Here is a 22,396-nt window from a genome sequence, read left to right as displayed (position 1 = left end):
TTAAACGTCTACAGGGGTGTCGGGGTGGTTGCCCCATTCGCCCCAGGAACCGGCATAGGCTTTCACCCGGGGATAACCGAGTGCCTTGGCGGCCAGATAGGTGAAGCCGGACCGATGGTGGGTCTGGCAGTGCGTGATGATTTCCTTGTCCGGTGTGATGCCGAGGCGTTCAAGAACCTGCGCAAGGTCCTGACGCATACGCAAGGCGCGTGTTGCGTCCATGCCGGCGGTCCACTCGAAGTTTACCGCGCCGGGGATGTGCCCTCCGCGCGCGGCAACCACTTTCTGCCCTGAATACTCCAACGGCCCGCGGGCGTCCCAGATGGCGAGATCCGCCGCGCCCAGGCGGCTGCGCAGGTAGTCGAGCGTTGCGGTCGGCCCCTCGTCGAGGGTAAGGCTGACCTGCCCTTGGGCGGGCAAGGGTACGTCGGTGCTCAGCTCGCGGCCCTCGGCCTGCCACGCGAGCAGGCCACCATCGAGGTAGTGATAACGGCTGTGGCCGATCACGTCCAGCAGCCAGATGAACCGGCCGGCCCAGCCACCGCCTTCGTCGTCGTACACCACGTAGGTGACGTCGGGGCCGTGGCCCAGCTCGGCGAACAGTGCGTTGAGGCTGTCGAGGGAGGGCAACAGGCCCGGTGCGGGCGGCTTGCCCAATTGAGTGCGCGCCGGTGCCACGAACCGTGCACCAGGAATATGCCCGGCCGCATAGCGTTCGGCGCTGGTGAGATCGACCACCACCAGCCCGGGCACATTCAGCCGCGACGCCAGGTCGGCGGGTTCGATCACCAGCCCCAGGCCAGAGAAGTCAGCCATGCAAGCGTCCCCAAGAATTGACAGAAGGCCACGATTGTAGCGCAACCCTCAGCGGCTGCGGTTACTGAACACGGTCAGCGCCCGCTCGATGCATTGGGCCGTCTTGGTAAAGGCTTGCACACTGGTGTCGGCCATGGGCAAGCCGCCTTGGTCGGCAAGCACCAGCATCAGCACGCGGTCGTGGCTGCTGATGGAACGCAGCAGCAAGTGCTCGCCACGGAACATCACGCGCAGGCTGGCCGGGATGAGCCTGGAAAGTGAGGCATTGTTCTCGGGCGTGAGGCGTAGCTGCCCGGGCCGCTCCACCAATCGCTGCAACAGCGGCGCATGGGCAAGCACCATGCTCAGGTCGGCTGCCGCCTTGGGCAGGCCGAACACCTGATGAACCCGCAGGTTGGCTTGTGCCTTGTCCACCATCAGCAGGGCAATACGGCGCATGCCACAGGCTTCCAGCGCCTGCATGGCAACGCCGGTCAGGTGCATGGCGTTGTTGAAGGGGCTTGGTTCCTCAAGCAGGGTCTGGCAATGCTGCCGCCAGAGTGCCAGCGCTTCCTGGGATGGGCCGGGGACCGGCAGCAGGCCCGCGTGCACACGGCGTTCGTCGGGTGGCCATACCAGGGTGACCGCAGGGTGCCACACGCCCTCGGCTGCATGGGTACGGGCGCTTTGTACGGCGAGCAGATGGGACTGCTGTTGGGTCTGCTCCAGCGGGGCCTGGGTGTACAGCGCAAGCAGCTGTTGCCAGCGCGCCACATGCGGGGTGCCCCACCCCTGTTCGCACGCCAGGGCCAGGCCGTTGGCCAGCAGCACCGTATTGGCAGGTTGGTTCAGCCAGCGGTACAACTCGGGGTTTGCGTCCAGCTGATGTTGCTGGCGCAGCGGGTCCTCTTCGCGCGCGATCAGCATGGCCTTGGCCAATGAGCGGCGTTCCTGGGTAAGGGTGCGATAACCCTGGCGTACCCAGGCAGGCAGGCCCCAATAGTCGGCAAGGGCCTTGCACAGGTCGAGCACCCGCACACCGAACAGCTCGTGCTCTACCCGGGCGGCATCTTCGCCTTTGTGCAGCACACGCAGGTCCCATTCTTCGAACAGCTTTGGCTCGGTCATTGCCAAGGGCCACAGCGGTGCAAGAAACAGCAGGCTGCCCCAATGGATTTCCTGCCACAGCCGGGCCAGCCGAGCGGCAAAGAAGCCGCTGGCTTGCTGGGTGGCGTGCTGGCTCACCAGCTGTAACTGGCGAAGCGGCAATGGAATATCCGCGGGATCCAGCGCGGGCACGCGAGTGAGCAGTTCTTCAGTGCGTTTAAGGCCGAGGCGGTTAAGCGCGATTTCGAGGCTTTCCGCAGGCTCCACCAGGCTGCCGCTGGCCTGCAGGTTGGCCTCGCGGATCACGTTCAAGGCGAGCGCCGGGCTGTTCTGCATGCATTCAGCAATATCGCGCAGCGAGCTGCGGCTATCGCCGAGCACGGCACACACCCGCTGGTGGCTGTCCCGGGGTACTGGAATGCGGACGTTGCCGAGCGATTTCACCCATGCGTCGATGTTCTGCTGCCGGACTGCTGACATAGAAGGCACTGCTCGCTCGATCTGGTTTTTGAGATTTATACGCAAAGTGCCTGCATTCGGCCATGCTGCGTCAATACTGCCTCGACAACGATGATTCACAATTCCCGAGCCGGGCGGGCCGCATCATTTTTTCCGCGCCTGCCCTTCGCTTGATGACTTTTCGTACAAACCTTACGAATCGTCACTATAGTCTGGCGCAGTTCTGCCGATAGGTAGAAGCAGAGATTGAGACGGCCCCGCGCCAAGTTTTCCACGTTTCGAAGTGTTCCTGACCTATGGCTAAAATTATCGGCATGATCGTCGTGTTCGCGAGCGTACTCGGCGGATACGTCCTTTCCCACGGGCAAATCGCGGCCCTGATCCAGCCTTTCGAGGTGATGATCATCGGCGGTGCCTGCCTTGGCGCTTTCTTGCAGGCCAACCCCGGCTCGATGACCATGCACGTCCTCAAGAAATCCTTGAAGATGTTCAAGTCTCGGTTCACCCACGCCTTCTACCTTGAGGTGCTGGGCCTGGTCTACGAGATCCTCAACAAAAGCCGCCGTGAAGGCATGATGGCGATTGAAAGCGACATCGAAGATGCCGCGGCCAGCCCTATCTTCGCCAAGTACCCGGCGGTACTCAACGATGCCCGCATGACCGCGTTCATCTGCGATTACCTGCGCATCATGTCCTCGGGCAACATGGCTCCCCATGAGCTCGAAGGCTTGTTCGACATGGAACTGCTGAGCATGAAAGAAGAGCTCGAGCATCCGTCCCATGCGGTGCAAGGTATCGCCGACGGTTTGCCAGGCTTCGGTATCGTGGCAGCGGTATTGGGGATCGTGGTGACCATGGCCTCGCTCGGCGACGGTGACAAGGCCGCCATCGGTGGCCACGTGGGCGCGGCGCTGGTCGGTACCTTCCTGGGTATTCTCGCGGCGTATGGCTTCTTCGGCCCGTTGTCCTCCACCTTGGCTCACGATGCCAAGGAAGAGATGAACGTGTTCGAGGCCATCAAGGCTTCGCTGGTGGCTTCGGCTTCCGGCATGCCGCCCACCCTGGCGGTGGAATTCGGGCGCAAAGTGCTTTACCCGGCACATCGTCCGAGCTTCGCAGAGCTGGAACAAGCAGTACGCGGTCGCTAAGCCATGGAAAATAATCAGCCGATCATCGTCAAGCGGGTAAAACGCTTTGGCGGCGGGCACCACGGGGGTGCCTGGAAAATTGCCTTCGCCGACTTCGCAACCGCGATGATGGCCTTCTTTCTGGTGCTGTGGCTGTTGTCCGAAGCCACGCCCGAGCAGAAGCTCGCTATCGCTGGTTACTTCAAGGACCCGATCGGCTTTACCGAAAGCGGCTCGCCTTATGTGATCGACCTTGGCGGGTCGCCACAACTGGCGCCGGACCACACGCTCAACCCGGAAACCAAGGACACGCCGCCACGGCCCGAGGCGCAGACTGACGTGAACCCGGAGCAGGCGGAGAACATCGCCGAGAAGATCGAGAAAGACCGCCTCGAGCTGCTGTTGCAGGAGCTGCAGAACAAGGTGGACGAAAACCCGCAGCTGAAGAAATTCAAGGATCAGATCCTGTTCGAGATCACTCAGGACGGCCTGCGCATCCAGATCATGGACGCGGACAACCGACCGATGTTCGACCTCGGCAGTGCGCGGCTCAAGCCCTACTTCGAAGATATCCTGCTGGCGATGGCAGACACCATCAAGGAAGTGCCGAACAAGGTCAGTATCAGTGGCCATACCGATGCCAAGCCCTACGCGGCCAGCGCGGACTTCGGCAACTGGGAGCTGTCGGCCAACCGCGCCAACGCCGCACGCCGCGCCTTGGTAACCGGTGGCTACCCGGAGCCGCAGATTGCACGGGTGGTGGGGTATGGGTCATCTGCGCTGTTTGATCGCAAGGATCCACTGAACCCGGTAAACCGTCGTATCGACATCATTGTGCTTAACAAAAAGGCACAGCGGGACATCGAAGGCGAACAGCCAGAAGGTGACCAGGCGACTCCGCCGGCCGCACCGAGCGCGCCGGCAGCAGCACCAGGTACACCTGGGGCAGCGGCACCCGTCGCTCCGCCAGCGGCAGCCGCAGTAGCTGGGCAGAACCCTACGGTTCAGCCCCGCGAATTGCGAGAGAAGCTCAACATCTTCGACAGCGGCGCGCTGAAGATGGAAGCACCGACGGGCAAGCAACTGTAGGTCTGTTTCGCGAGCGTAGCCCGCGAAACAGCGTCACAACGATGGGAGGGGGTCGCTCAATACCGTTCTTCAGGCAAGCTGGCGATAATGGCCCGGTAGCTGTGCATCCGCTGTGGGTGGATGCGCCCATCTTCCAACGCGAGCAACAGGGCGCAGCCGGGCTCCCGGTCGTGCTTGCAGTCGCGGAAGCGGCAGCGGCCGAGCAGGCCGGCGAACTCGATAAAGCCCGCTTCCACGTCGTCCCGGCTCACATGCACCAGGCCAAACTCCCGGATGCCCGGCGAGTCGATCAGGTCGCCCCCCAACGGGAAATGAAACAGTTTGGCCGTGGTGGTGGTGTGGGTGCCTTGCCCGGACCAGTCCGACAGCGCACCTACCCGTGCCTGAGCGTCAGGCAGCAGCGTGTTCACCAGCGAAGACTTGCCCACGCCGGATTGCCCCACGAACACACTGGTGTGCCCCTTGAGCCGCTCCTTGAGCTGCTGCATGCCATCGCCTTCATGGGCAGACACTTCCAGCAACGGATAGCCCAGCTGCCGGTAGGCCTCGAGCAGGTCGTTGAGCTTGCCTTCGTTGTCGGCGTTGATCAGGTCAGCCTTGTTCAACAGCAACAACGGATGAATGCCCGCGTGTTCGGCCGCTACCAGATAACGGTCGATCAGGTTTGCCTGAGGTTCGGGCGCCGGTGCGAACACGATCACGATCAGGTCGACGTTGGCGGCCACGGGCTTGAGCTGACCGCGGTGGTCGGGGCGGCATAGCTCGGTGCTGCGCGGCAATTGCGCCACGATCACGCCGATCCCTTGATTGCCGGCGCGCCACACCACGCGGTCACCGGTCACCAGTGCTGGCAGGTTGGCACGCAGGTGGCAGCGGAATACTTCGCCGATGTGCTCGCCCTGTTGCGCTTCCACTTCTACCTGCACGCCGTAGTGCGCAATGATCAGGCCGGTTTCTTCGGGCCCCAGATCGCCACCCTCAAGCACTTCTGCCGCCTGCGATTCCCGCTTGGCAGCCCTGTCGGCGCGTTCGTTCTGGATTTTATCGATGCGCCAGGCCTGGCGACGGTTCAGTTGGCGTTTGGCCATGGGATTCCTGAAAAAAGCGCCGTAGGCAGGCGCGAAACAGCGGGGGATAGGTCAGGCGCAGGAGTCTAGCATGCGCCGGTAAGCTACACTTCGCAGTCTTGTCGAGGAGATTGCAATGCTTAACCCCACCAACCTGATCTGGATCGATCTGGAAATGACCGGGCTGGATCCGGACAACGACGTCATCATCGAAATGGCCACCATTGTGACCGACAGCCAGCTCAACACCTTGGCTGAAGGCCCCGTGATCGCCATTCACCACAGCGATGAAGTGTTGGCGCGCATGGACGAGTGGAACACTCGGCAACATGGCGGCTCGGGGCTGACCCAGCGCGTACGTGACAGCAAGGTATCGATGGCCGAAGCCGAGGCCCAGACCCTCGCGTTCCTTGAGCAATGGGTGCCCAAGGGCAAATCCCCGATCTGTGGCAACAGCATCTGCCAGGACCGACGCTTCCTCTACCGGCACATGCCGGCGCTGGAGGGTTACTTCCACTACCGCAACCTGGACGTGTCCACGCTCAAGATCCTGGCTGGGCTCTGGGCACCTGACGTACTCGGCAGCTTGAAGAAAGGCGGCAGCCACCTGGCATTGGACGACATTCGCGAATCCATTGCCGAGCTGCAGCACTACCGCCAGCACTTCATCAAGGCGTAACCGCAACCGCCTCGCCGTGGCGGCCGAGCGCCCATTCCACATGCTCGCGCACCAGTGCCGAGGGGTGGCCCAGCCGGGCGCGCAACGCTTCGACGACCGCGATGGTAGTGGGAGCGTTACCCAGGCCTACCGCCAGGTTACGCAGCCAGCGCTCGTAGCCTGCGCGGCGCAGGGGCGAGCCTTCGGTATGGGATAGAAACGTTTGCTCGTCCCAACGAAACAGCGCCGCGAGCTCTGCGTTATCCAGCCCGTGGCGCGGAGTGAAATCCCCCTCGGTAGTGGGGCGGGCGAAGCGGTTCCAGGGGCACACCAATTGGCAATCGTCGCAGCCGAATACCCGGTTCCCGATCAGCGGCCGCAAGTCCTCTGGAATCGACCCCTTGTACTCGATGGTGAGATAGGAAATGCACCGCCGCGCATCCAGCTGATACGGGCCGATGAAAGCGTTGGTCGGGCAGATGTCCAGGCATGCATGGCATTTGCCGCAATGCTCGCTGGCCTGAGGTGGGTCGGTGGGCAGCGGCAAATCCACAAACAACTCACCTAAGAAGAAATAGCTGCCGGCCTTGCGGTTCAGCACAAGGGTGTTCTTGCCGATCCAGCCAAGGCCCGCTTGCTCGGCGATCGCTTTCTCTAGCACTGGCGCGCTGTCCACGAACGCCCGATAACCGAACGGCCCGATTACCGCGCTGATACGTTCGGCCAGTTGCTGCAGGCGTTTGCGCACAACCTTGTGGTAATCGCGGCCAAGGGCGTAGCGGGAAATGTAAGCCTTCTCGGGCTGTGCCAGGCGCTCGGCCATGCGGGTGTCGCCGGGCAGGTAATCCATCCGCACCGAAATAACCCGCAGCGTGCCAGGCACCAACTCCTCGGGCCGCCAGCGCTTGCTGCCGTGGGCGGCCATATAGTCCATTTCGCCGTGGTGCCCTGCGTCCAGCCAGCGCTGCAGGTGCTGCTCGTGTTCGCCCAGGGAAAGGCCGCTGATGCCCACCTGCTGAAAGCCCAGCTCACGGCCCCAGTCCTTGATGGACGAGGCAAGTTCAGTAAGGTCGAGAACGGCGGCGGACATGAAAAGGGGAAACCAGGGCTGGGGTGGGTATAATTCTGCCAGACATCCACGCTCATGGTTGAACGATGGCACAGGCTGATAACCCTTTACCCGACGTACTGTACACCGGCGCCCAGGTGCGAGACCTCGACGCACGGCTTATCGCCGCCGGCACCCTAGGCTTTGAGCTGATGCAGCGCGCCGCCAACGCCTGCTGGCGCGCGCTACGCCTGCGCTGGCCCCACGCCGCGGAAGTTACCGTGCTGGCGGGGGCGGGCAACAACGGGGCAGATGGCTACCTGATAGCGGCCTTGGCCCGGCGAGCCGGTTGGCACGCCACTGTTCTTGCTCTGGCGCCCGCTGACAAACTCACCGGTGATGCCGCTGCGGCATTCGCCGAAGCTCAAGCTGCTGGTGTGCAATGTCAGCCATGGAGCACCGGCGCCGCTTTAAGAGGCGTACTGGTCGATGCGCTGCTGGGCACCGGGCTGGGCCGGGAAGTGCAAGGCGTGTATGCCCAGGCCATCGAGGCGGTCAATACCAGCGGCCTGGGCGTACTGGCCGTGGATATACCGTCCGGCCTGAACGCCGATACCGGCCATGTAATGGGCACTGCGGTGCGCGCTGACCTTACGGTGACCTTCATTGCCCTCAAGCTCGGGCTATTTACCGGCGAGGCGCCAACGCTTGTGGGTTCGTTGGTATTCGATGACCTGAACGCCGATGCTTCGATACTCGCCCAAGTGAAGCCGCAGGCCACGTTGCTCAAGCCCGGAGGCCTGCCATTGCCGGCCCCGCGGGTGGCAACCGCGCATAAGGGGCAGTTCGGCCGGGTGCTGGTAATAGGCGGCGAACGAGGAACGGGCGGCGCCGCGATCATGGCGGCCGAGTCAGCCTTGCGCACCGGTGCTGGCATGGTTTCGCTCGCCACTCGTGATGTGCACCTGGCGCCTGCATTGACCCGCTTGCCTGAAGTGATGACCGCAGCGGTCGATTCGGCCAACCAGTTGCCAGCCCTGATCAAGGCCGCCTCTGTGCTGGTGGTCGGGCCGGGGATGGGTACAGGTGCCTGGGGACGAAGCCTGCTGTCGGTTGCAGCCTCCAGCCAAACGGCGCAGCTATGGGATGCCGATGCGCTCAACCTGCTCAGTGAAGGCGTGATGGCGCTGCCCTCGGGCTCGGTGATCACCCCGCACCCTGGCGAGGCTGCACGCCTGCTGGGAATGAGCACGGCCGATGTGCAAGCCGATCGCCCTTCGGCGGCGCTGGCGTTGGCCCGTAAATACGGCAATGTTTGCGTGCTCAAGGGCGCCGGCAGCCTGATTGCCGCCCCCGATGGCCGGCTCGCCCTGTGTGATCGCGGGCACCCTGGGATGGCCACCGCCGGTTTGGGCGATGTGCTGTCAGGTGTGATCGGCGCGTTGCTGGCCCAGCATATGTCTGCCTTCGATGCGGCGTGCCTGGGCGTGTGGTTGCATGCCACCGCCGGCGAGCAGCAGGGCGCGAAGGGGCGAGGCCTGGCTGCCGTCGATCTGATTCCCGCCATCCGTCAGTTACTGGAAGAGGTTGCGCCATGCAAAGCCTGACACTATTCGTGCCTGATGAGGCCGCGATGACCGCATTGGGCGCTCGCCTCGCTCACGTCACACAGGGGCGCGGTACCGTGTTCCTCGAGGGCGACCTGGGGGCTGGCAAAACAACCCTGTCGCGAGGCATCGTCCGCGGTTTCGGGCACACTGGCGCGGTCAAAAGCCCAACCTTCACGTTGGTGGAGCCTTACGAACTGGGCGATGTGGCGCTTTATCACTTTGATCTCTACCGCCTTGCAGATCCCGAAGAGCTTGAATTCATGGGGATTCGCGACTACTTCGAGGGCAACGCACTGTGCCTGGTTGAATGGCCGGCAAAAGGTGAGGGCGTTTTGCCAAAGCCCGACCTGACCATTACCATAAGCGCCCATGAGCCCGGGCGCCGTCTTGAACTGCGCGCCGAGAGCTCGGTCGGTGAAACGTGGTTGGGCGCGCTGGCGCCTGGTTGATCAATGAAGGGGTGGGGAACATATGCGCATTCGCGCGCTGATCGCAGTCGTGGGACTTTGGCTTACGGCATTCGCGGTCGACGCTATGGCCGTCACGCAAGTCAAGAGCATGCGGTTGTGGCGAGCTCCCGATAACACCCGTCTGGTGTTCGATCTGTCCGGCCCGGTGGAACACAGTGTGTTCACCCTGACGGCACCGGACCGCCTGGTGATCGACATCAATGGCGCGACCCTGGCCGGGACATTGAACGTCTCCACGGCCAACACCCCTATTGGCAGTGTGCGCTCCGCTCAGCGCACACCGACCGACCTGCGCGTGGTGGTAGACCTCAAAAAGCCCCTCACGCCCAAAAGCTTCACCTTGGCGCCGAACCAGCAGTATGGCAATCGGTTGGTAGTGGACCTGTACGACCAGCCTTCGGATGCCGAGCCTGCCGCGCCGCCGCCGACCATCGCCACCACGCCAGCGGTGCCGGTGACGCCGGCCAAGCCGGAAATAAAGCTGGCCCCTGTGCCCAACGGAAAGCGTGACATCATCATCGCCATCGACGCCGGGCACGGCGGCGAAGACCCGGGCGCCTCCGGTTCGCGCGGCGAGCACGAGAAAGACGTGGTGCTGGCGATCGCCAAAGAGCTGCAACGGCAGATCAACCAGGAGAAAGGCTTCCGGGCCGAACTCACCCGTACCGGCGACTACTTCATTCCGCTACGCGGCCGTACCGAAATCGCCCGCAAGAAGGGCGCCGACCTGTTCGTTTCGATTCACGCCGACGCCGCGCCGTCTTCGGCGGCCTATGGGGCTTCGGTGTTCGCGTTGTCCGAGCGCGGGGCCACTTCGGAAACGGCCCGCTGGCTGGCTGACAGCGAAAACCGCTCCGACTTGATCGGCGGGGCGGGCAACGTGAGCCTGGACGACAAGGACCGCATGCTGGCTGGCGTGCTGCTGGACCTGTCCATGACGGCGTCCCTCAGCTCCAGCCTGAACGTTGGGCAGAAGGTTCTGAGCAACATCGGCCGGGTCACGACCTTGCACAAGAGCCGGGTAGAACAGGCCGCGTTCATGGTGCTGAAATCCCCGGACATCCCGTCGATTCTGGTAGAAACGGGCTTCATTTCCAATTCCGGCGAATCCAGCAAGCTGCGGTCCGCCGCTCACCAGCAGGCGCTGGCACGCTCTATCCGTGCCGGGGTGAAGCAGTTCTTCGAGCAAAATCCGCCACCTGGCACCTACATCGCCTGGCTGCGGGATTCCGGCAAGCTGGCTCGCAGCGAAAGCGAGCACACCGTGCGCAGCGGCGAGACCTTGCCCATGATCGCGACCCGCTATCAGGTGTCGGTCAGTGCGCTGCGCAGTGCCAACGACTTGAAAAGCGATGAGCTGAAAATCGGCCAGTTGTTGACCATTCCTTCCACCGCTGTGGCGGCTCAACCATGAATGGCGCTGCGCGTATCGAATTGCTGAGCCCTCGGCTGGCGAACCAGATCGCCGCGGGCGAGGTTGTCGAGCGGCCGGCTTCGGTCATCAAGGAGTTGTTGGAAAACAGCCTGGATTCCGGTGCGCGTCGCATCGACGTGGAAGTGGAGCAGGGCGGCGTGAAGCTGCTCAAGGTTCGCGACGACGGCTCCGGTATTGCTTGCGATGACCTCCCGCTGGCGCTGGCCCGGCATGCCACCAGCAAGATCCGCGACCTTGAAGACCTCGAGCGGGTAATGAGCCTGGGCTTTCGTGGCGAGGCCCTGGCGTCCATCAGCTCGGTAGCGCGGCTGGTGCTCACATCGCGCACGGTCGATGCCGACCAGGCCTGGCAGGTGGAAACCGAAGGCCGTGACATGGCGCCGCGGGTGCAGCCAGCGGCGCACCCGGTTGGTACCTCGGTGGAAGTGCGCGACCTGTTCTTCAATACCCCGGCGCGGCGCAAGTTTCTCAAAAGCGAGAAGACCGAATTCGATCATTTGCAGGAAGTGATCCGGCGCCTGGCCCTGGCGCGTTTCGACGTTGCCTTCCACCTGCGCCACAACGGCAAAAGCGTGCTCAGCCTGCATGAGGCCCATGACGAGGCAATGCGCGCGCGCCGCGTAGGTGCCATTTGCGGGCCAGGCTTCCTTGAGCAGGCCATGCCGATCGAGGTAGAGCGTAGCGGCTTGCGTTTGTGGGGTTGGGTAGGCTTGCCTACGTTCTCCCGCAGCCAGGCAGACATGCAGTATTTCTTCGTCAACGGTCGCGCGGTGCGGGACAAACTGGTCGCCCACGCTGTACGCCAGGCTTACCGAGACGTGCTGTTCAACGGCCGCCACCCGACCTTTGTGCTGTTCCTGGAAGTAGACCCCGCCGTGGTCGATGTGAATGTCCACCCCACCAAGCACGAAGTGCGCTTCCGTGACGGGCGCATGGTGCACGACTTCCTGTACGGCACCTTGCACCGTGCCCTCGCTGAAGTTCGCCCCGAGGATCAACTGGCGGCAGCGCCCGCGCCAACGGCGGCACTGGGTGTGGCGCGGCCCACAGGCCTGGGTGTCGGCGAATTCGGCCCCCAGGAGGAGATAGCGCTCGCCGCGCGGCCTTTGCAGTCCCAGCAGCAACAGTTCCAGTCCCAGCCTCAGATTGCTTATGGCCAGGGGAGCGGTGGTGGCTACGCCAACTACAGTGGAGGGGCGGAACGGCGCCCCGCTGTACCCCTGGCCGAGGCCGGTGGCGTGTACCGGGCGTTCTTCGCGCCCCTGGCCGAAGGCGAGCCATCCAGCCCTGGGCTGCCCGAGCAACACGGGGAAGTGCCTCCATTGGGGTTCGCGCTGGCGCAACTCAAGGGTATCTACATCCTGGCGGAAAACGCCCACGGCCTGGTGCTGGTGGACATGCACGCCGCGCACGAGCGCATCATGTACGAGCGGCTCAAGGTGGCTATGGCCAGCGAAGGGCTGAGCGGCCAGCCCTTGCTCGTGCCCGAGTCCCTTGCGGTGAGCCAGCGCGAGGCGGATTGCGCTGAAGAACACACCGGTTGGTTCTCCCGCCTGGGCTTCGAATTGCAGCGCCTGGGCCCCGAAACTCTCGCCATTCGGCAGATCCCGGCCCTGCTCAAGCAGGCGGAAGCGAACCGGCTGGTGGCCGACGTGCTGGCGGACCTGATGGAATACGGGACCAGTGACCGTATCCAGGCCCACCTCAACGAACTGCTGGGCACCATGGCCTGTCACGGGGCGGTACGTGCCAATCGGCGCCTGGCTGTTCCCGAAATGAACGCGCTGCTGCGGGACATGGAAACCACCGAGCGCAGCGGGCAGTGCAATCACGGCAGGCCCACCTGGACCCAGCTTGGGCTGGATGAACTCGACAAGCTCTTCCTGCGGGGCCGCTGACATGTCCAGATTGCCGCCCGCCATCTTCCTGATGGGGCCTACGGCTTCCGGTAAGACCGACCTTGCCATGGAGCTGGCGCGGATACTGCCCTGCGACCTGGTCAGCGTGGATTCGGCCCTCGTCTACAAGAGCATGGATATCGGTACGGCCAAACCTTCGAAGCAACAGCTGGCCGAATTCCCACACCGTCTGGTGGATATTCTTGACCCTGCCCAGGCCTACTCCGCAGCGGATTTTCGCCGCGATGCGCTGGAGGCCATGGCCGAGATCACTGCGCGGGGGCGAATTCCCTTGCTGGTGGGCGGCACCATGCTCTATTTCAAGGCCTTGCTGGACGGACTCGCCGACATGCCGAGCGCCGATCCCGCCATCCGCCAGGCGCTGGAGGCTCAGGCTGAGGCCGAAGGGTTGCAGGCATTGCATGCCGAATTAAGCAAGGTGGACCCCGTCTCGGCTGCCCGGATTCATCCCAACGATCCGCAGCGGATCATCCGCGCGCTGGAAGTCTTCCATGCCGGCGGTATAAGCATGACCGACCTACGCCTGCGGCAAATTGCTGAAAATGGCGCGCCAGGCGCGTCGGCCACGCTTCAATTACCCTATACTGTCGCCAGCCTTGCCATCGCACCGGCCGAGCGGTCGGTGTTGCATGCGCGCATTGCCCAGCGGTTCGAACAAATGCTTGAACAGGGTTTCATCGGTGAGGTCAGACAGTTGCGTAGCAGAGGAGACCTGCACGCAGGCTTGCCTTCCATCAGGGCGGTCGGGTATCGGCAGGTGTGGGATCATCTCGACGGCAGGCTATCTGCCGATGAAATGAAAGAGCGGGGCATTATTGCAACGCGCCAGTTGGCCAAACGGCAATTCACCTGGTTGCGCGGCTGGGATGACCTGAAGTGGCTCGACAGCCTTGCTAGCGACAATCTGACGCAGTCCTTGAAATACCTTGGTTCGATCTCCATATTGAGCTGAGTCATGCGTTGCCGTCTATCCTTGGGGGAAAGCCGGTCAGCTATTATTTTTGAAGTCTTTTTATTGATCCTTAAAGGAGTGCGGCACATGTCAAAAGGGCATTCGCTACAAGACCCTTACTTGAACACATTGCGTAAAGAAAAAGTGGGGGTGTCGATTTATCTGGTAAACGGCATCAAGCTGCAGGGTACTATCGAATCGTTTGACCAGTTCGTGATCCTGTTGAAGAACACTGTCAGCCAGATGGTCTACAAGCACGCAATCTCTACCGTCGTTCCCGTTCGCCCGATTCGCCTGCCAAGCGCTGGTGACGCCGAACAAGCCGACGCCGAACCCGGAAACGCCTGATATAGGAGCCTCCTTTGTTCTTTGAGCGCCACGGTGGTGGTGAACGGGCAATTCTCGTTCATCTGGATGGACAAGACCCTGAGGCGCGCGAAGACCCGCAGGAGTTTCAGGAGTTGGCAGCCTCGGCAGGTGCCGAGACAATCGCTTTCGTGAGCGTCTCGCGTCATCAGCCGACGGCCAAATACCTGATCGGTACCGGTAAGGTCGACGAGCTGCGCGAGCAGGTAAAGGCCGGCGAAGTCGATCTCGTTATCTTCAATCACACCCTCACGCCCAGCCAGGAGCGTAACCTCGAGCGCGCCTTCGAATGCCGCGTACTCGACCGCACCGGGCTTATCCTCGATATCTTCGCTCAGCGCGCCCGTACCCATGAAGGCAAGCTGCAGGTCGAACTGGCCCAGCTGGAGCACATGAGCACCCGCCTTGTACGCGGGTGGACGCACCTTGAGCGGCAGAAAGGCGGGATCGGGCTACGTGGCCCGGGGGAAACCCAGCTTGAAACCGACCGTCGCCTGCTACGGGTTCGCCTGCGGCAGATCAAGGCGCGGCTGGAAAAGGTCCGCAGCCAGCGCGAACAGGCCCGCCGAGGCCGCAAGCGCGCGGATATTCCGTCAGTGTCCCTGGTGGGCTATACCAACGCCGGCAAGTCGACCCTGTTCAATGCCATTACCCAGTCCGACGTTTACGCGGCGGATCAACTGTTCGCAACGCTTGACCCTACGCTGCGGCGGCTGGAGTTGGCGGACATCGGCCCGATCGTGTTGGCCGACACCGTAGGCTTCATTCGCCACCTGCCGCACAAGCTGGTCGAGGCATTCCGGGCCACGCTCGAAGAATCCGCCAGCTCCGACCTGCTGTTGCATGTGATCGACGCTCATGAACCCGAGCGAATGGCGCAGGTTGAGCAAGTAATGGCTGTGCTCACCGAGATCGGCGCGCAAGGGCTGCCGATTCTCGAGGTGTATAACAAGCTCGACCTCCTGGAGGCGGTAGAGCCGCACATCCAGCGTGGCGAAGACGGCAAGCCGCAACGGGTATGGGTGTCGGCGCGGGATGGCCGGGGCCTGGAGCTCGTTGGCAAGGCGATTGCCGAACTGCTCGGTGAGGACCTTTTCGTGGCAACCCTGCGGTTGCCTCAGCAGCTGGGGCGCCTCAGGGCGCAATTCTTCTCGTCCGGCGCGGTGCAGAGCGAAGCCCATGACGAGAGTGGCGCCAGTTTGCTCGATGTGCGTTTACCCCGGGTAGAGTTGAACCGGCTGGTTAGCCGGGAGGGCTTGAAACCTCTGGAATTCATCCAGGAACACACTTTGCAATAAAAGCTCTCCGCGTTGGTTTGGTCGGGAGGGCTCGCATTCTGTAGCATTGGCCGACGCGCCGCGGGTGCGTCTTAGCTTTATCTGATGGAGAGCGCTATGGCTTGGAATGAGCCGGGTGGTGGCAATTCGAATAACCAGGACCCATGGGGTGGCCGCAAGGGCGGTGATCGCAAGGGGCCACCGGACCTGGACGAAGCCTTTCGCAAGCTGCAGGAAAGCCTGAACGGCCTGTTCGGGGGCGGCAAGCGCCGCGGCGGCGAGCCGACGGGGTCGAAGGGGGGCGGGTTAGGCCTGCTGGGCATTGGCCTGGCCGTTCTGGCAGCCATCTGGCTGTACAGTGCCGTCTATGTGGTGGACGAGCAGGAGCAGGCGGTCATTCTCCGGTTTGGCAAGTACTACGAAACCGTAGGGCCAGGCCTGAACATCTATTTCCCGCCGATCGATCGCAAGTTCCTCGAGAACGTCACGCGTGAGCGCGCCTACAGCAAGCAGGGCCAGATGCTGACCGAAGACGAGAACATCGTCGAGGTTCCGCTGACCGTTCAGTACAAGATCGTGAACCTGCGCGATTTCGTACTCAACGTGGACCAGCCGGAAGTCAGCCTCCAGCATGCCACCGACAGTGCATTGCGCCATGTAGTCGGTTCCACTGCGATGGACCAGGTACTTACCGAAGGCCGCGTTCAAATGGCCGGCGAAATCAAGGAGCGCCTTCAGCGGTTCCTCGATACCTATCGCACCGGTATCAGCGTGACCCAGGTGAACGTACAGAGCGCTGCCGCACCGCGGGAAGTTCAGGAAGCGTTCGACGACGTGATCCGGGCCCGTGAAGACGAACAGCGCGCCCGCAACCAGGCCGAAACCTATGCCAATGGCGTGGTGCCCGAGGCACGCGGCCAGGCGCAGCGCATCATCGAGGATGCCAATGGTTACCGGGACGAAGTGGTTTCCCGCGCCAAAGGTGAGGCCGACCGCTTCAGCAAATTGCTGGCCGAGTACCGCAAGGCGCCGGATGTAACCCGCGAGCGCCTGTACCTCGAAACCATGCAGGATGTGTACAGCAATACCAGCAAGGTGCTGGTTTCCAGCAAGGGCCAGAACAACATGCTCTACCTGCCGCTGGACAAACTGATGGAAAAAGGCCGCAGCCCGGCCCCGGCACAGCCGGCGGTCAACCCTCCCTCGGATTCCGCGGGGCGTAGCGCTGGCGACCTGCAACAGCAGCAGCGAGAGTTGCGTACCAGGGAGAGCCGCTGATGGGCAATAGATCCGTAATCGCGCTTATCGTCGGTGTAGTCGCCGTGGTGGTGCTATGGAACAGCTTCTATATCGTTTCGCAAACCGAGCGGGCAGTTCTGCTGCGCTTCGGTCGAGTGGTAGAGGCCGACGTGCAACCTGGCTTGCACATGAAGGTGCCCTACATGAACCAGGTGCGCCGTTTCGACGCGCGCCTGATGACCCTGGATGCACCTACCCAGCGTTTCCTCACGCTCGAGAAAAAAGCGGTGATGGTCGATGCCTACGCCAAATGGCGGGTGAAGGACGCCGATCGCTTCTACACCGCGACAGCGGGTATGAAGGCCACTGCGGACGAGCGCCTGGCGCGCCGGCTGGAGTCGGGCCTGCGTGACCAGTTCGGTAAACGCACCCTGCATGAAGTGGTTTCGGGTGAGCGCGATGCCCTGATGGCGGACATCACCGCTTCGCTGAACCGCATGGCGGATCAGGAGCTGGGTATTGAAGTGGTCGATGTTCGGGTCAAGTCCATCGACCTGCCCAAGGAAGTGAACCGCAGCGTATTCGAGCGCATGAGCACCGAGCGCGAGCGCGAAGCCCGGGAGCACCGCGCCAAGGGTAACGAGTTGGCCGAAGGTATCCGCGCGGACGCCGATCGTCAGCGGCGCGTGCTGCTGGCCGAGGCATACCGTGAGTCTGAAGAGGTACGCGGTGACGGCGATGCGCAGGCTGCTTCCATCTATGCCAAGGCGTACAACCAGGACCCGGAATTCTACGGGTTCTATCGTAGCCTGCAGGCCTACCGGCAAGGCTTCTCCACCAAGGGCGATGTGCTGGTGCTCGACCCCAGCAGCGATTTTTTCCGCTACATGGAACGGGCCAAGCCGTAAGTGCCTTACAGGTTCCCGCTGGGCAGGTGACTGCCTGGCGGGGTGATCCGCCGGCCAAACCTGTGTATCATGCGGCAGCCGGGAAATTCCCGGCTTTTTTGCGTCTGCAAGGTCCGATGGCCGTGCGGGCCCCAAGGTTTTTCGAGGACACTGCCCCGTGGCGCGGCAAGCGCTATGGTTTTCGCGCCTGCGCGGCAGTATCTGCTTCACTCAAGGGTGGGCCAGCATGAGCCCACCGCCCGGAACAAAGGGGATGGGGTAATGGCAACGGTAGACCGCTGGCTCTTGCCGGATGGTATCGAGGAAGTACTGCCACCGGAGGCCGCACGTATCGAAGTCGCGCGGCGCCAGGTACTGGATCTGTTCCAGAGCTGGGGCTACGAATTCGTCGTAACGCCGCACATCGAATACCTGGAGTCGCTGCTGGTTGGCGCTTCCCAGGACCTGGACCTGCGCACCTTCAAGGTGGTCGACCCGTTGTCGGGCCGCCAGATGGGCTTTCGCGCGGACATCACCCCTCAGGTAGCGCGCATCGACGCACACTCCCTGCGCCGCGAAGGGCCGAGCCGGCTGTGTTATGCCGGTAGCGTGCTGCACGCCAACCCTCGCGCACTTTCCAATTCGCGCAGCCCGATCCAGCTCGGTGCGGAACTGTACGGCGACGCCAGTATCGGCAGCGACCTGGAAGTGATCAGCCTGATGCTGGCGATGCTGGAACTGTGGCAGGTGCCGGATGTGCACATGGACCTGGGCCACGTAGGTATCTACCGCGGGCTGGCCCGCGCCGCTGGCCTCTCGGGCGAGACCGAACAGCGCCTGTTCGACGCGCTGCAACGCAAGGCCACGGATGAAGTGTTCGAACTTACCGAAGGTGTGGCCGCAGGCCCCGCACGGATGCTGCGGGCGCTGGTCAATCTCTCTGGGGACCGCTCGGTACTGGGCCAGGCGCGGGAGATTCTCGGCGGCGCTCCGGCGCCGGTGCTGGCGGCACTGGATGAATTGCTGGAGTTGGCTGAACGGCTGGCCGCCCGCTTCCCGGGCCTTCCACTGTACTTCGACCTTGGCGAGTTGCGCGGCTATCACTATCACACCGGGGTTGTGTTCGCCGCGTTCGTGCCGGGTGTAGGCCAGTCCATCGCCCAAGGCGGCCGCTATGACGACTTCGGAGCCGACTTCGGCCGTGCCCGGCCGGCGACGGGTTTTTCCACCGACCTGAAAACCTTGGTTACGCTGGGGCGCGCAGAGGTCGAATTGCCCGAGGGCGGCATCTGGATGCCCGACAGCCCGGATACCGCGCTGTGGCAAACCGTATGTGGCCTGCGCTCGCGTGGCGAGCGCGTTGTACAGGCATTACCCGGGCAGGCCACGGCGGCCGCCCGCGAGGCGGGCTGTGACCGCCAGCTCATTCTGCAGGGCGGTTGCTGGGAAGTGGCACCGCTGGTTTCCTGAGTTCACGCCGGCCGCGGTCGGCACCAAGTTTGCGCCAATGAGGACAAGTGTTATGGGTAAGAATGTCGTCGTCCTGGGCACCCAATGGGGTGATGAGGGCAAAGGCAAGATCGTCGATCTGCTCACCGAACATGCTGCCGCGGTCGTGCGTTACCAGGGTGGCCACAATGCCGGCCATACGCTGGTAATCGACGGTGAGAAGACCGTGCTGCACCTGATCCCGTCCGGCATCCTGCGTGACGGCGTGCAGTGCCTGATCGGCAACGGCGTGGTCGTTGCTCCCGATGCGCTGATGCGCGAGATCATCAAGCTGGAAGAGAAGGGCGTGCCCGTGCGTGAGCGTCTGCGCATCAGCCCGGCCTGCCCGTTGATCCTGTCGTACCACGTAGCTCTGGACCAGGCGCGCGAAAAAGCACGCGGCGAGCACAAGATCGGTACCACTGGCCGTGGTATCGGCCCTGCTTACGAAGACAAGGTTGCGCGTCGCGGCCTGCGCGTGGGCGACCTGTTCCACCGCGAGCGTTTTGCCGCCAAGCTGGGCGAGTTGCTGGACTACCACAACTTCGTACTGGTGAATTACTACAAAGAGCCTGCAATCGACTTCCAGCAAACGCTGGATGAATGCATGGGCTACGCCGAGCTGCTGCAACCGATGATGCAGGATGTCACTGCCGAACTGCACGCGCTGCGCAAGGCCGACAAGGACATCATGTTCGAAGGCGCTCAAGGCTCGCTGCTGGACATCGACCACGGCACCTACCCCTTCGTCACCAGCTCCAACACCACTGCGGGCGGCATCGCTACCGGTTCCGGCTTCGGCCCGATGTACCTGGATTACATCCTGGGCATCACCAAGGCCTACACCACCCGTGTAGGCTCGGGTCCGTTCCCCACTGAACTGTTCGACGACGTTGGCGCCTTCCTCGCCAAGCGTGGGCACGAATTCGGCGCAACCACTGGCCGCGCCCGTCGCTGCGGCTGGTTCGACGCTGTCATTCTGCGCCGCGCTATCGAAATCAACAGCATCTCGGGCCTGTGCCTGACCAAGCTGGACGTGCTCGACGGCCTTGAAACCATCCGCATCTGCGTTGGCTACAAGAACGAAGCCGGTGCCGTCATCGATGCGCCAACCGATGCAGACAGCTACATTGGCCTGCAGCCAGTGTACGAAGACGTACCGGGGTGGAGCGAGTCCACGCTGGGCGCGAAAAGCCTGGAAGAATTGCCGGCCAATGCCCGTGCTTACATCAAGCGTGTGGAAGAGCTGGTAGGTGCGCCGATCGACATTATTTCGACGGGCCCGGACCGCAACGAAACCATCGTGCTGCGCCACCCGTTCGCGTAAGCCATTGGTGTTTAAGACAAAGGGTCCCACATGGGGCCCTTTGTCGTTTTTGCCGCCTGCTCGGCACGGGGATTGCTGGGAAGATCCATCAGCGTGTGCGCCATTGTTTTAATGGCACTGGATCAGAGGACTTACCCGTGTCGGCCATTCTTTCGCTCTTTCGCAGCCGCTTGCTGCGCCCCGTGTTCCTTGCCCTGGGAATTGCTCTTTTGGTGCAGGTTCTGGTGGCGGTAGCACTTACTCGGAGCACAGTCGCCGCGCTGGAGACCGACCTGGGCGTTCGGCTGGGGGCAGATAGCCAGCGGCTTGGGAATGAGCTCAACCAGGCAGGGCAGGACCTGACCAGCAGCCTGGACAAACTCTCTGCCAGCACTCGGCAGCGCTTGGCGGCGGGGCTATCCAGCCGGCTCACCGATGAGCAGAAGCAGGTTCGCGCTACCCTCGAACACAGCATCAAGGAGTCGGCCAATGATATGGCCGAGCTGCTTGCCTCTGTCGCTCCCCGAGCCATGTGGGATAACGACATTCCTACCTTGTCAGAATTTGCCCGCCGAGCGCAGCGTAATCCCAACGTGTTATTCGTCATCTACGACGACGCGACCGGGCAACACCTGACCCGTTACCTGAACCGGGACAACCCCATCAACCAGGCTCTGATTGAAAAGGGGCAAGGTGAGCGGCCGCTGGAAAAGGTACTCGATGCTGCTCGTAACGACCCTTCGGTTTATTACGTTGAGGCACCCATCAGCCCGAACGGTGCGGAAATCGGCAAGGTGCGTATGGGTGTGTCCACGGCTGGGGTGGATGCCGAGCTGGCAGCCCTGGACAAGCGCTTCAACGATCTTATAGCCAGTGGTGATCAACTGGTCGCCGATAGTGTTTCCGGCGCAGCCGCCGAGAGCTCGCGGGTGTTGCGTGACCGTCTTGAAAGCGCCCAAGGCGCCGCCAAGGAAATGCAGGCCAATACTCATCACGCTGTGAGTGAGGCCGCTGAAGTGCTCCGTTGGAGAATCGGCGCAGGCCTGGCCGTGGTTGCGCTGGGTGTGTTGCTGGCACTGGCTGTGGTGCTTGGGCACAGAGTAGTGAACAAATTGCGCCTGCTGATCAGTGCACTGGATGACCTGGCTGCCGGTGAAGGCGACCTGACCAAGCGGGTAGCGCTGAACAGCAACGACGAAATAGGAGACATGGCCGGCGCGGTGAACCGTTTCGTGGCCAAGTTGCAACCCATCGTGCGCGAGGCCGGCGATGTGGCGCAACGCACTGGCCAGGAAATCGGTGCCATGACGCAACGCAATGCCGGTGCCGATGCCGCCGCCGAACGTCAGCGCGACGAAGTGGCTGCCAGCTTGCAGGCGTTGGCTCAGATGGCAGATGAGGCTCAGGCGGAAAGTATTGCGATGCAGGCCGCATTGAAACAGGTGGCTGAGATCCGCCAGGCCACGGATGCCAATACCAAGGCGTCTACGCAAGTCGGAAGCTTGATAGAGGCCCTGGCGGGGCAGGTGGAAACTGGCTCGCAAGTGATCGAGCGGCTGGCTACGCAAAGCCAGCAGATCGAGGTGGTGCTGACCGTGATCCATGGTATTGCCGAGCAGACCAACCTGCTTGCACTCAATGCCGCGATCGAAGCGGCGAGGGCAGGAGAGACTGGGCGAGGCTTTGCCGTGGTCGCTGATGAGGTTCGGGCGCTGGCGAGTAAAACCCAGAGCTCCACGGGCGATATCCAGGCGCATATTGGCGCGCTTCAAGCCGGTGCGCGCGAAGCGGTCACCGCCATTGGCCAGGCGGGCCGCCAGGCCAGCGAAGGGTTGCGCGTACTGCGGGATGCGTCGAGGCTGCAGCAAACCGTCCAGGCATCGGTGGAGCAAGTGCATGCCGTCATCGACCTGGCTACCCGCGCCGCGCAACATCAGGCGCAGGGGGCGCAGGCCGTAAAGGGCCGGGTAGAAGTGATTCACGCCCAGGCCGAACAATCGGCGCAGGTTGTGTTGCAGACGACTGCCAGCAGTAAGGTGCTCGACCGCCTTGCCCACCAGCTGCGGGCAAGCCTTGGTCAGTTCCGCGCGTGATCCA

Annotated in this window: 19 protein-coding genes and 1 pseudogene; 16 read left to right on the top strand and 4 right to left on the bottom strand. The window is 62.8% G+C overall.

Annotated elements, in window-relative coordinates; translation table 11 throughout:
* Together G7016_RS00380 and G7016_RS00375 are read right to left on the bottom strand one after the other, a co-directional pair.
* Positions 1–816, bottom strand: a complete 816-nt coding sequence (locus tag G7016_RS00380) for a rhodanese-like domain-containing protein (protein ID WP_181110855.1) — start codon at positions 814–816, stop codon at positions 1–3.
* Between the two features lie 48 nt (positions 817–864).
* The gene (locus G7016_RS00375; protein WP_181110854.1) at positions 865–2,382 is read right to left on the bottom strand and encodes an HDOD domain-containing protein; all 1,518 of its coding nucleotides are present in this window, start codon (positions 2,380–2,382) and stop codon (positions 865–867) included.
* 275 nt (positions 2,383–2,657) lie between these two features.
* Here G7016_RS00375 and motA point away from each other — a divergent pair, with 275 nt between their 5' ends.
* Together motA and motB are read left to right on the top strand one after the other, a co-directional pair.
* The gene (gene motA / locus G7016_RS00370) at positions 2,658–3,509 is read left to right on the top strand and encodes a flagellar motor stator protein MotA (RefSeq protein WP_181110853.1); all 852 of its coding nucleotides are present in this window, start codon (positions 2,658–2,660) and stop codon (positions 3,507–3,509) included.
* Positions 3,510–3,512: 3 nt separating this feature from the next.
* Positions 3,513–4,577, top strand: coding sequence for a flagellar motor protein MotB (motB, locus tag G7016_RS00365; protein WP_181110852.1), 1,065 nt, complete (start codon positions 3,513–3,515; stop codon positions 4,575–4,577).
* Positions 4,578–4,633: 56 nt separating this feature from the next.
* Here the strand turns inward: motB and rsgA are convergent, their stop codons facing one another.
* Positions 4,634–5,665 (bottom strand): small ribosomal subunit biogenesis GTPase RsgA, encoded by a 1,032-nt coding sequence (rsgA, locus tag G7016_RS00360; RefSeq protein ID WP_181110851.1) that lies wholly within the window; start codon positions 5,663–5,665, stop codon positions 4,634–4,636.
* A gap of 115 nt (positions 5,666–5,780) precedes the next feature.
* Here rsgA and orn point away from each other — a divergent pair, with 115 nt between their 5' ends.
* Positions 5,781–6,323 carry an oligoribonuclease gene (gene orn / locus G7016_RS00355; protein ID WP_181110850.1) on the top strand — a complete coding sequence of 181 codons (543 nt, stop codon included), beginning with the start codon at positions 5,781–5,783 and terminating at the stop codon, positions 6,321–6,323.
* On the opposite strand, the gene queG is transcribed toward orn, so the two are convergent.
* Positions 6,313–7,392, bottom strand: coding sequence for a tRNA epoxyqueuosine(34) reductase QueG (queG, locus tag G7016_RS00350; protein ID WP_181110849.1), 1,080 nt, complete (start codon positions 7,390–7,392; stop codon positions 6,313–6,315). The two genes, orn and queG, sit on opposite strands and share 11 nt — an antisense overlap.
* Positions 7,393–7,457: 65 nt before the next feature.
* Here queG and G7016_RS00345 point away from each other — a divergent pair, with 65 nt between their 5' ends.
* From G7016_RS00345 to G7016_RS25760, 13 genes and pseudogenes are all read left to right on the top strand, one after another.
* Positions 7,458–8,957 (top strand): NAD(P)H-hydrate dehydratase, encoded by a 1,500-nt coding sequence (locus G7016_RS00345; RefSeq protein ID WP_181110848.1) that lies wholly within the window; start codon positions 7,458–7,460, stop codon positions 8,955–8,957.
* Positions 8,945–9,409, top strand: a complete 465-nt coding sequence (gene tsaE / locus G7016_RS00340; protein ID WP_181110847.1) for a tRNA (adenosine(37)-N6)-threonylcarbamoyltransferase complex ATPase subunit type 1 TsaE — start codon at positions 8,945–8,947, stop codon at positions 9,407–9,409. Before G7016_RS00345 ends, tsaE begins: the two co-directional genes overlap by 13 nt.
* Positions 9,410–9,431: 22 nt before the next feature.
* On the top strand, positions 9,432–10,844 hold the full coding sequence (locus tag G7016_RS00335; protein WP_181110846.1) for an N-acetylmuramoyl-L-alanine amidase: 1,413 nt from the start codon (positions 9,432–9,434) through the stop codon (positions 10,842–10,844).
* A complete protein-coding gene (mutL, locus tag G7016_RS00330; RefSeq protein ID WP_181110845.1) occupies positions 10,841–12,763 on the top strand; it encodes a DNA mismatch repair endonuclease MutL in 1,923 nt (640 codons plus the stop codon). Before G7016_RS00335 ends, mutL begins: the two co-directional genes overlap by 4 nt.
* Position 12,764: 1 nt before the next feature.
* Entirely contained in the window at positions 12,765–13,736 is a 972-nt protein-coding gene (gene miaA / locus G7016_RS00325; RefSeq protein WP_181111276.1) for a tRNA (adenosine(37)-N6)-dimethylallyltransferase MiaA, read from the top strand.
* Between the two features lie 87 nt (positions 13,737–13,823).
* Positions 13,824–14,084, top strand: coding sequence for an RNA chaperone Hfq (gene hfq / locus G7016_RS00320; RefSeq protein ID WP_181110844.1), 261 nt, complete (start codon positions 13,824–13,826; stop codon positions 14,082–14,084).
* Positions 14,085–14,098: 14 nt separating this feature from the next.
* On the top strand, positions 14,099–15,400 hold the full coding sequence (hflX, locus tag G7016_RS00315; RefSeq protein ID WP_181110843.1) for a ribosome rescue GTPase HflX: 1,302 nt from the start codon (positions 14,099–14,101) through the stop codon (positions 15,398–15,400).
* 96 nt (positions 15,401–15,496) lie between these two features.
* Positions 15,497–16,657 (top strand): FtsH protease activity modulator HflK, encoded by a 1,161-nt coding sequence (hflK, locus tag G7016_RS00310; protein WP_181110842.1) that lies wholly within the window; start codon positions 15,497–15,499, stop codon positions 16,655–16,657.
* On the top strand, positions 16,657–17,526 hold the full coding sequence (hflC, locus tag G7016_RS00305; RefSeq protein ID WP_181110841.1) for a protease modulator HflC: 870 nt from the start codon (positions 16,657–16,659) through the stop codon (positions 17,524–17,526). The genes hflK and hflC overlap by 1 nt, the downstream gene beginning before the upstream one ends.
* Positions 17,527–17,787: 261 nt before the next feature.
* Positions 17,788–18,975: an ATP phosphoribosyltransferase regulatory subunit gene (locus G7016_RS00300; RefSeq protein WP_181110840.1), complete on the top strand. Its 1,188-nt coding sequence runs from the start codon at positions 17,788–17,790 to the stop codon at positions 18,973–18,975.
* Between the two features lie 52 nt (positions 18,976–19,027).
* Positions 19,028–20,320, top strand: coding sequence for an adenylosuccinate synthase (locus tag G7016_RS00295; RefSeq protein WP_181110839.1), 1,293 nt, complete (start codon positions 19,028–19,030; stop codon positions 20,318–20,320).
* Between the two features lie 473 nt (positions 20,321–20,793).
* Positions 20,794–21,486 (top strand): annotated as a pseudogene (locus tag G7016_RS25765) (methyl-accepting chemotaxis protein); the annotation flags it as partial.
* Between the two features lie 21 nt (positions 21,487–21,507).
* The gene (locus tag G7016_RS25760; RefSeq protein WP_445674560.1) at positions 21,508–22,392 is read left to right on the top strand and encodes a methyl-accepting chemotaxis protein; all 885 of its coding nucleotides are present in this window, start codon (positions 21,508–21,510) and stop codon (positions 22,390–22,392) included.
* Positions 22,393–22,396: the final 4 nt, after the last annotated feature.

Source organism: Pseudomonas japonica, from assembly GCF_013522925.1.
Taxonomy (GTDB): Bacteria; Pseudomonadota; Gammaproteobacteria; order Pseudomonadales; family Pseudomonadaceae; genus Aquipseudomonas; species Aquipseudomonas japonica_A.
This window is presented reverse-complemented; position numbering and strand designations above follow the sequence as displayed.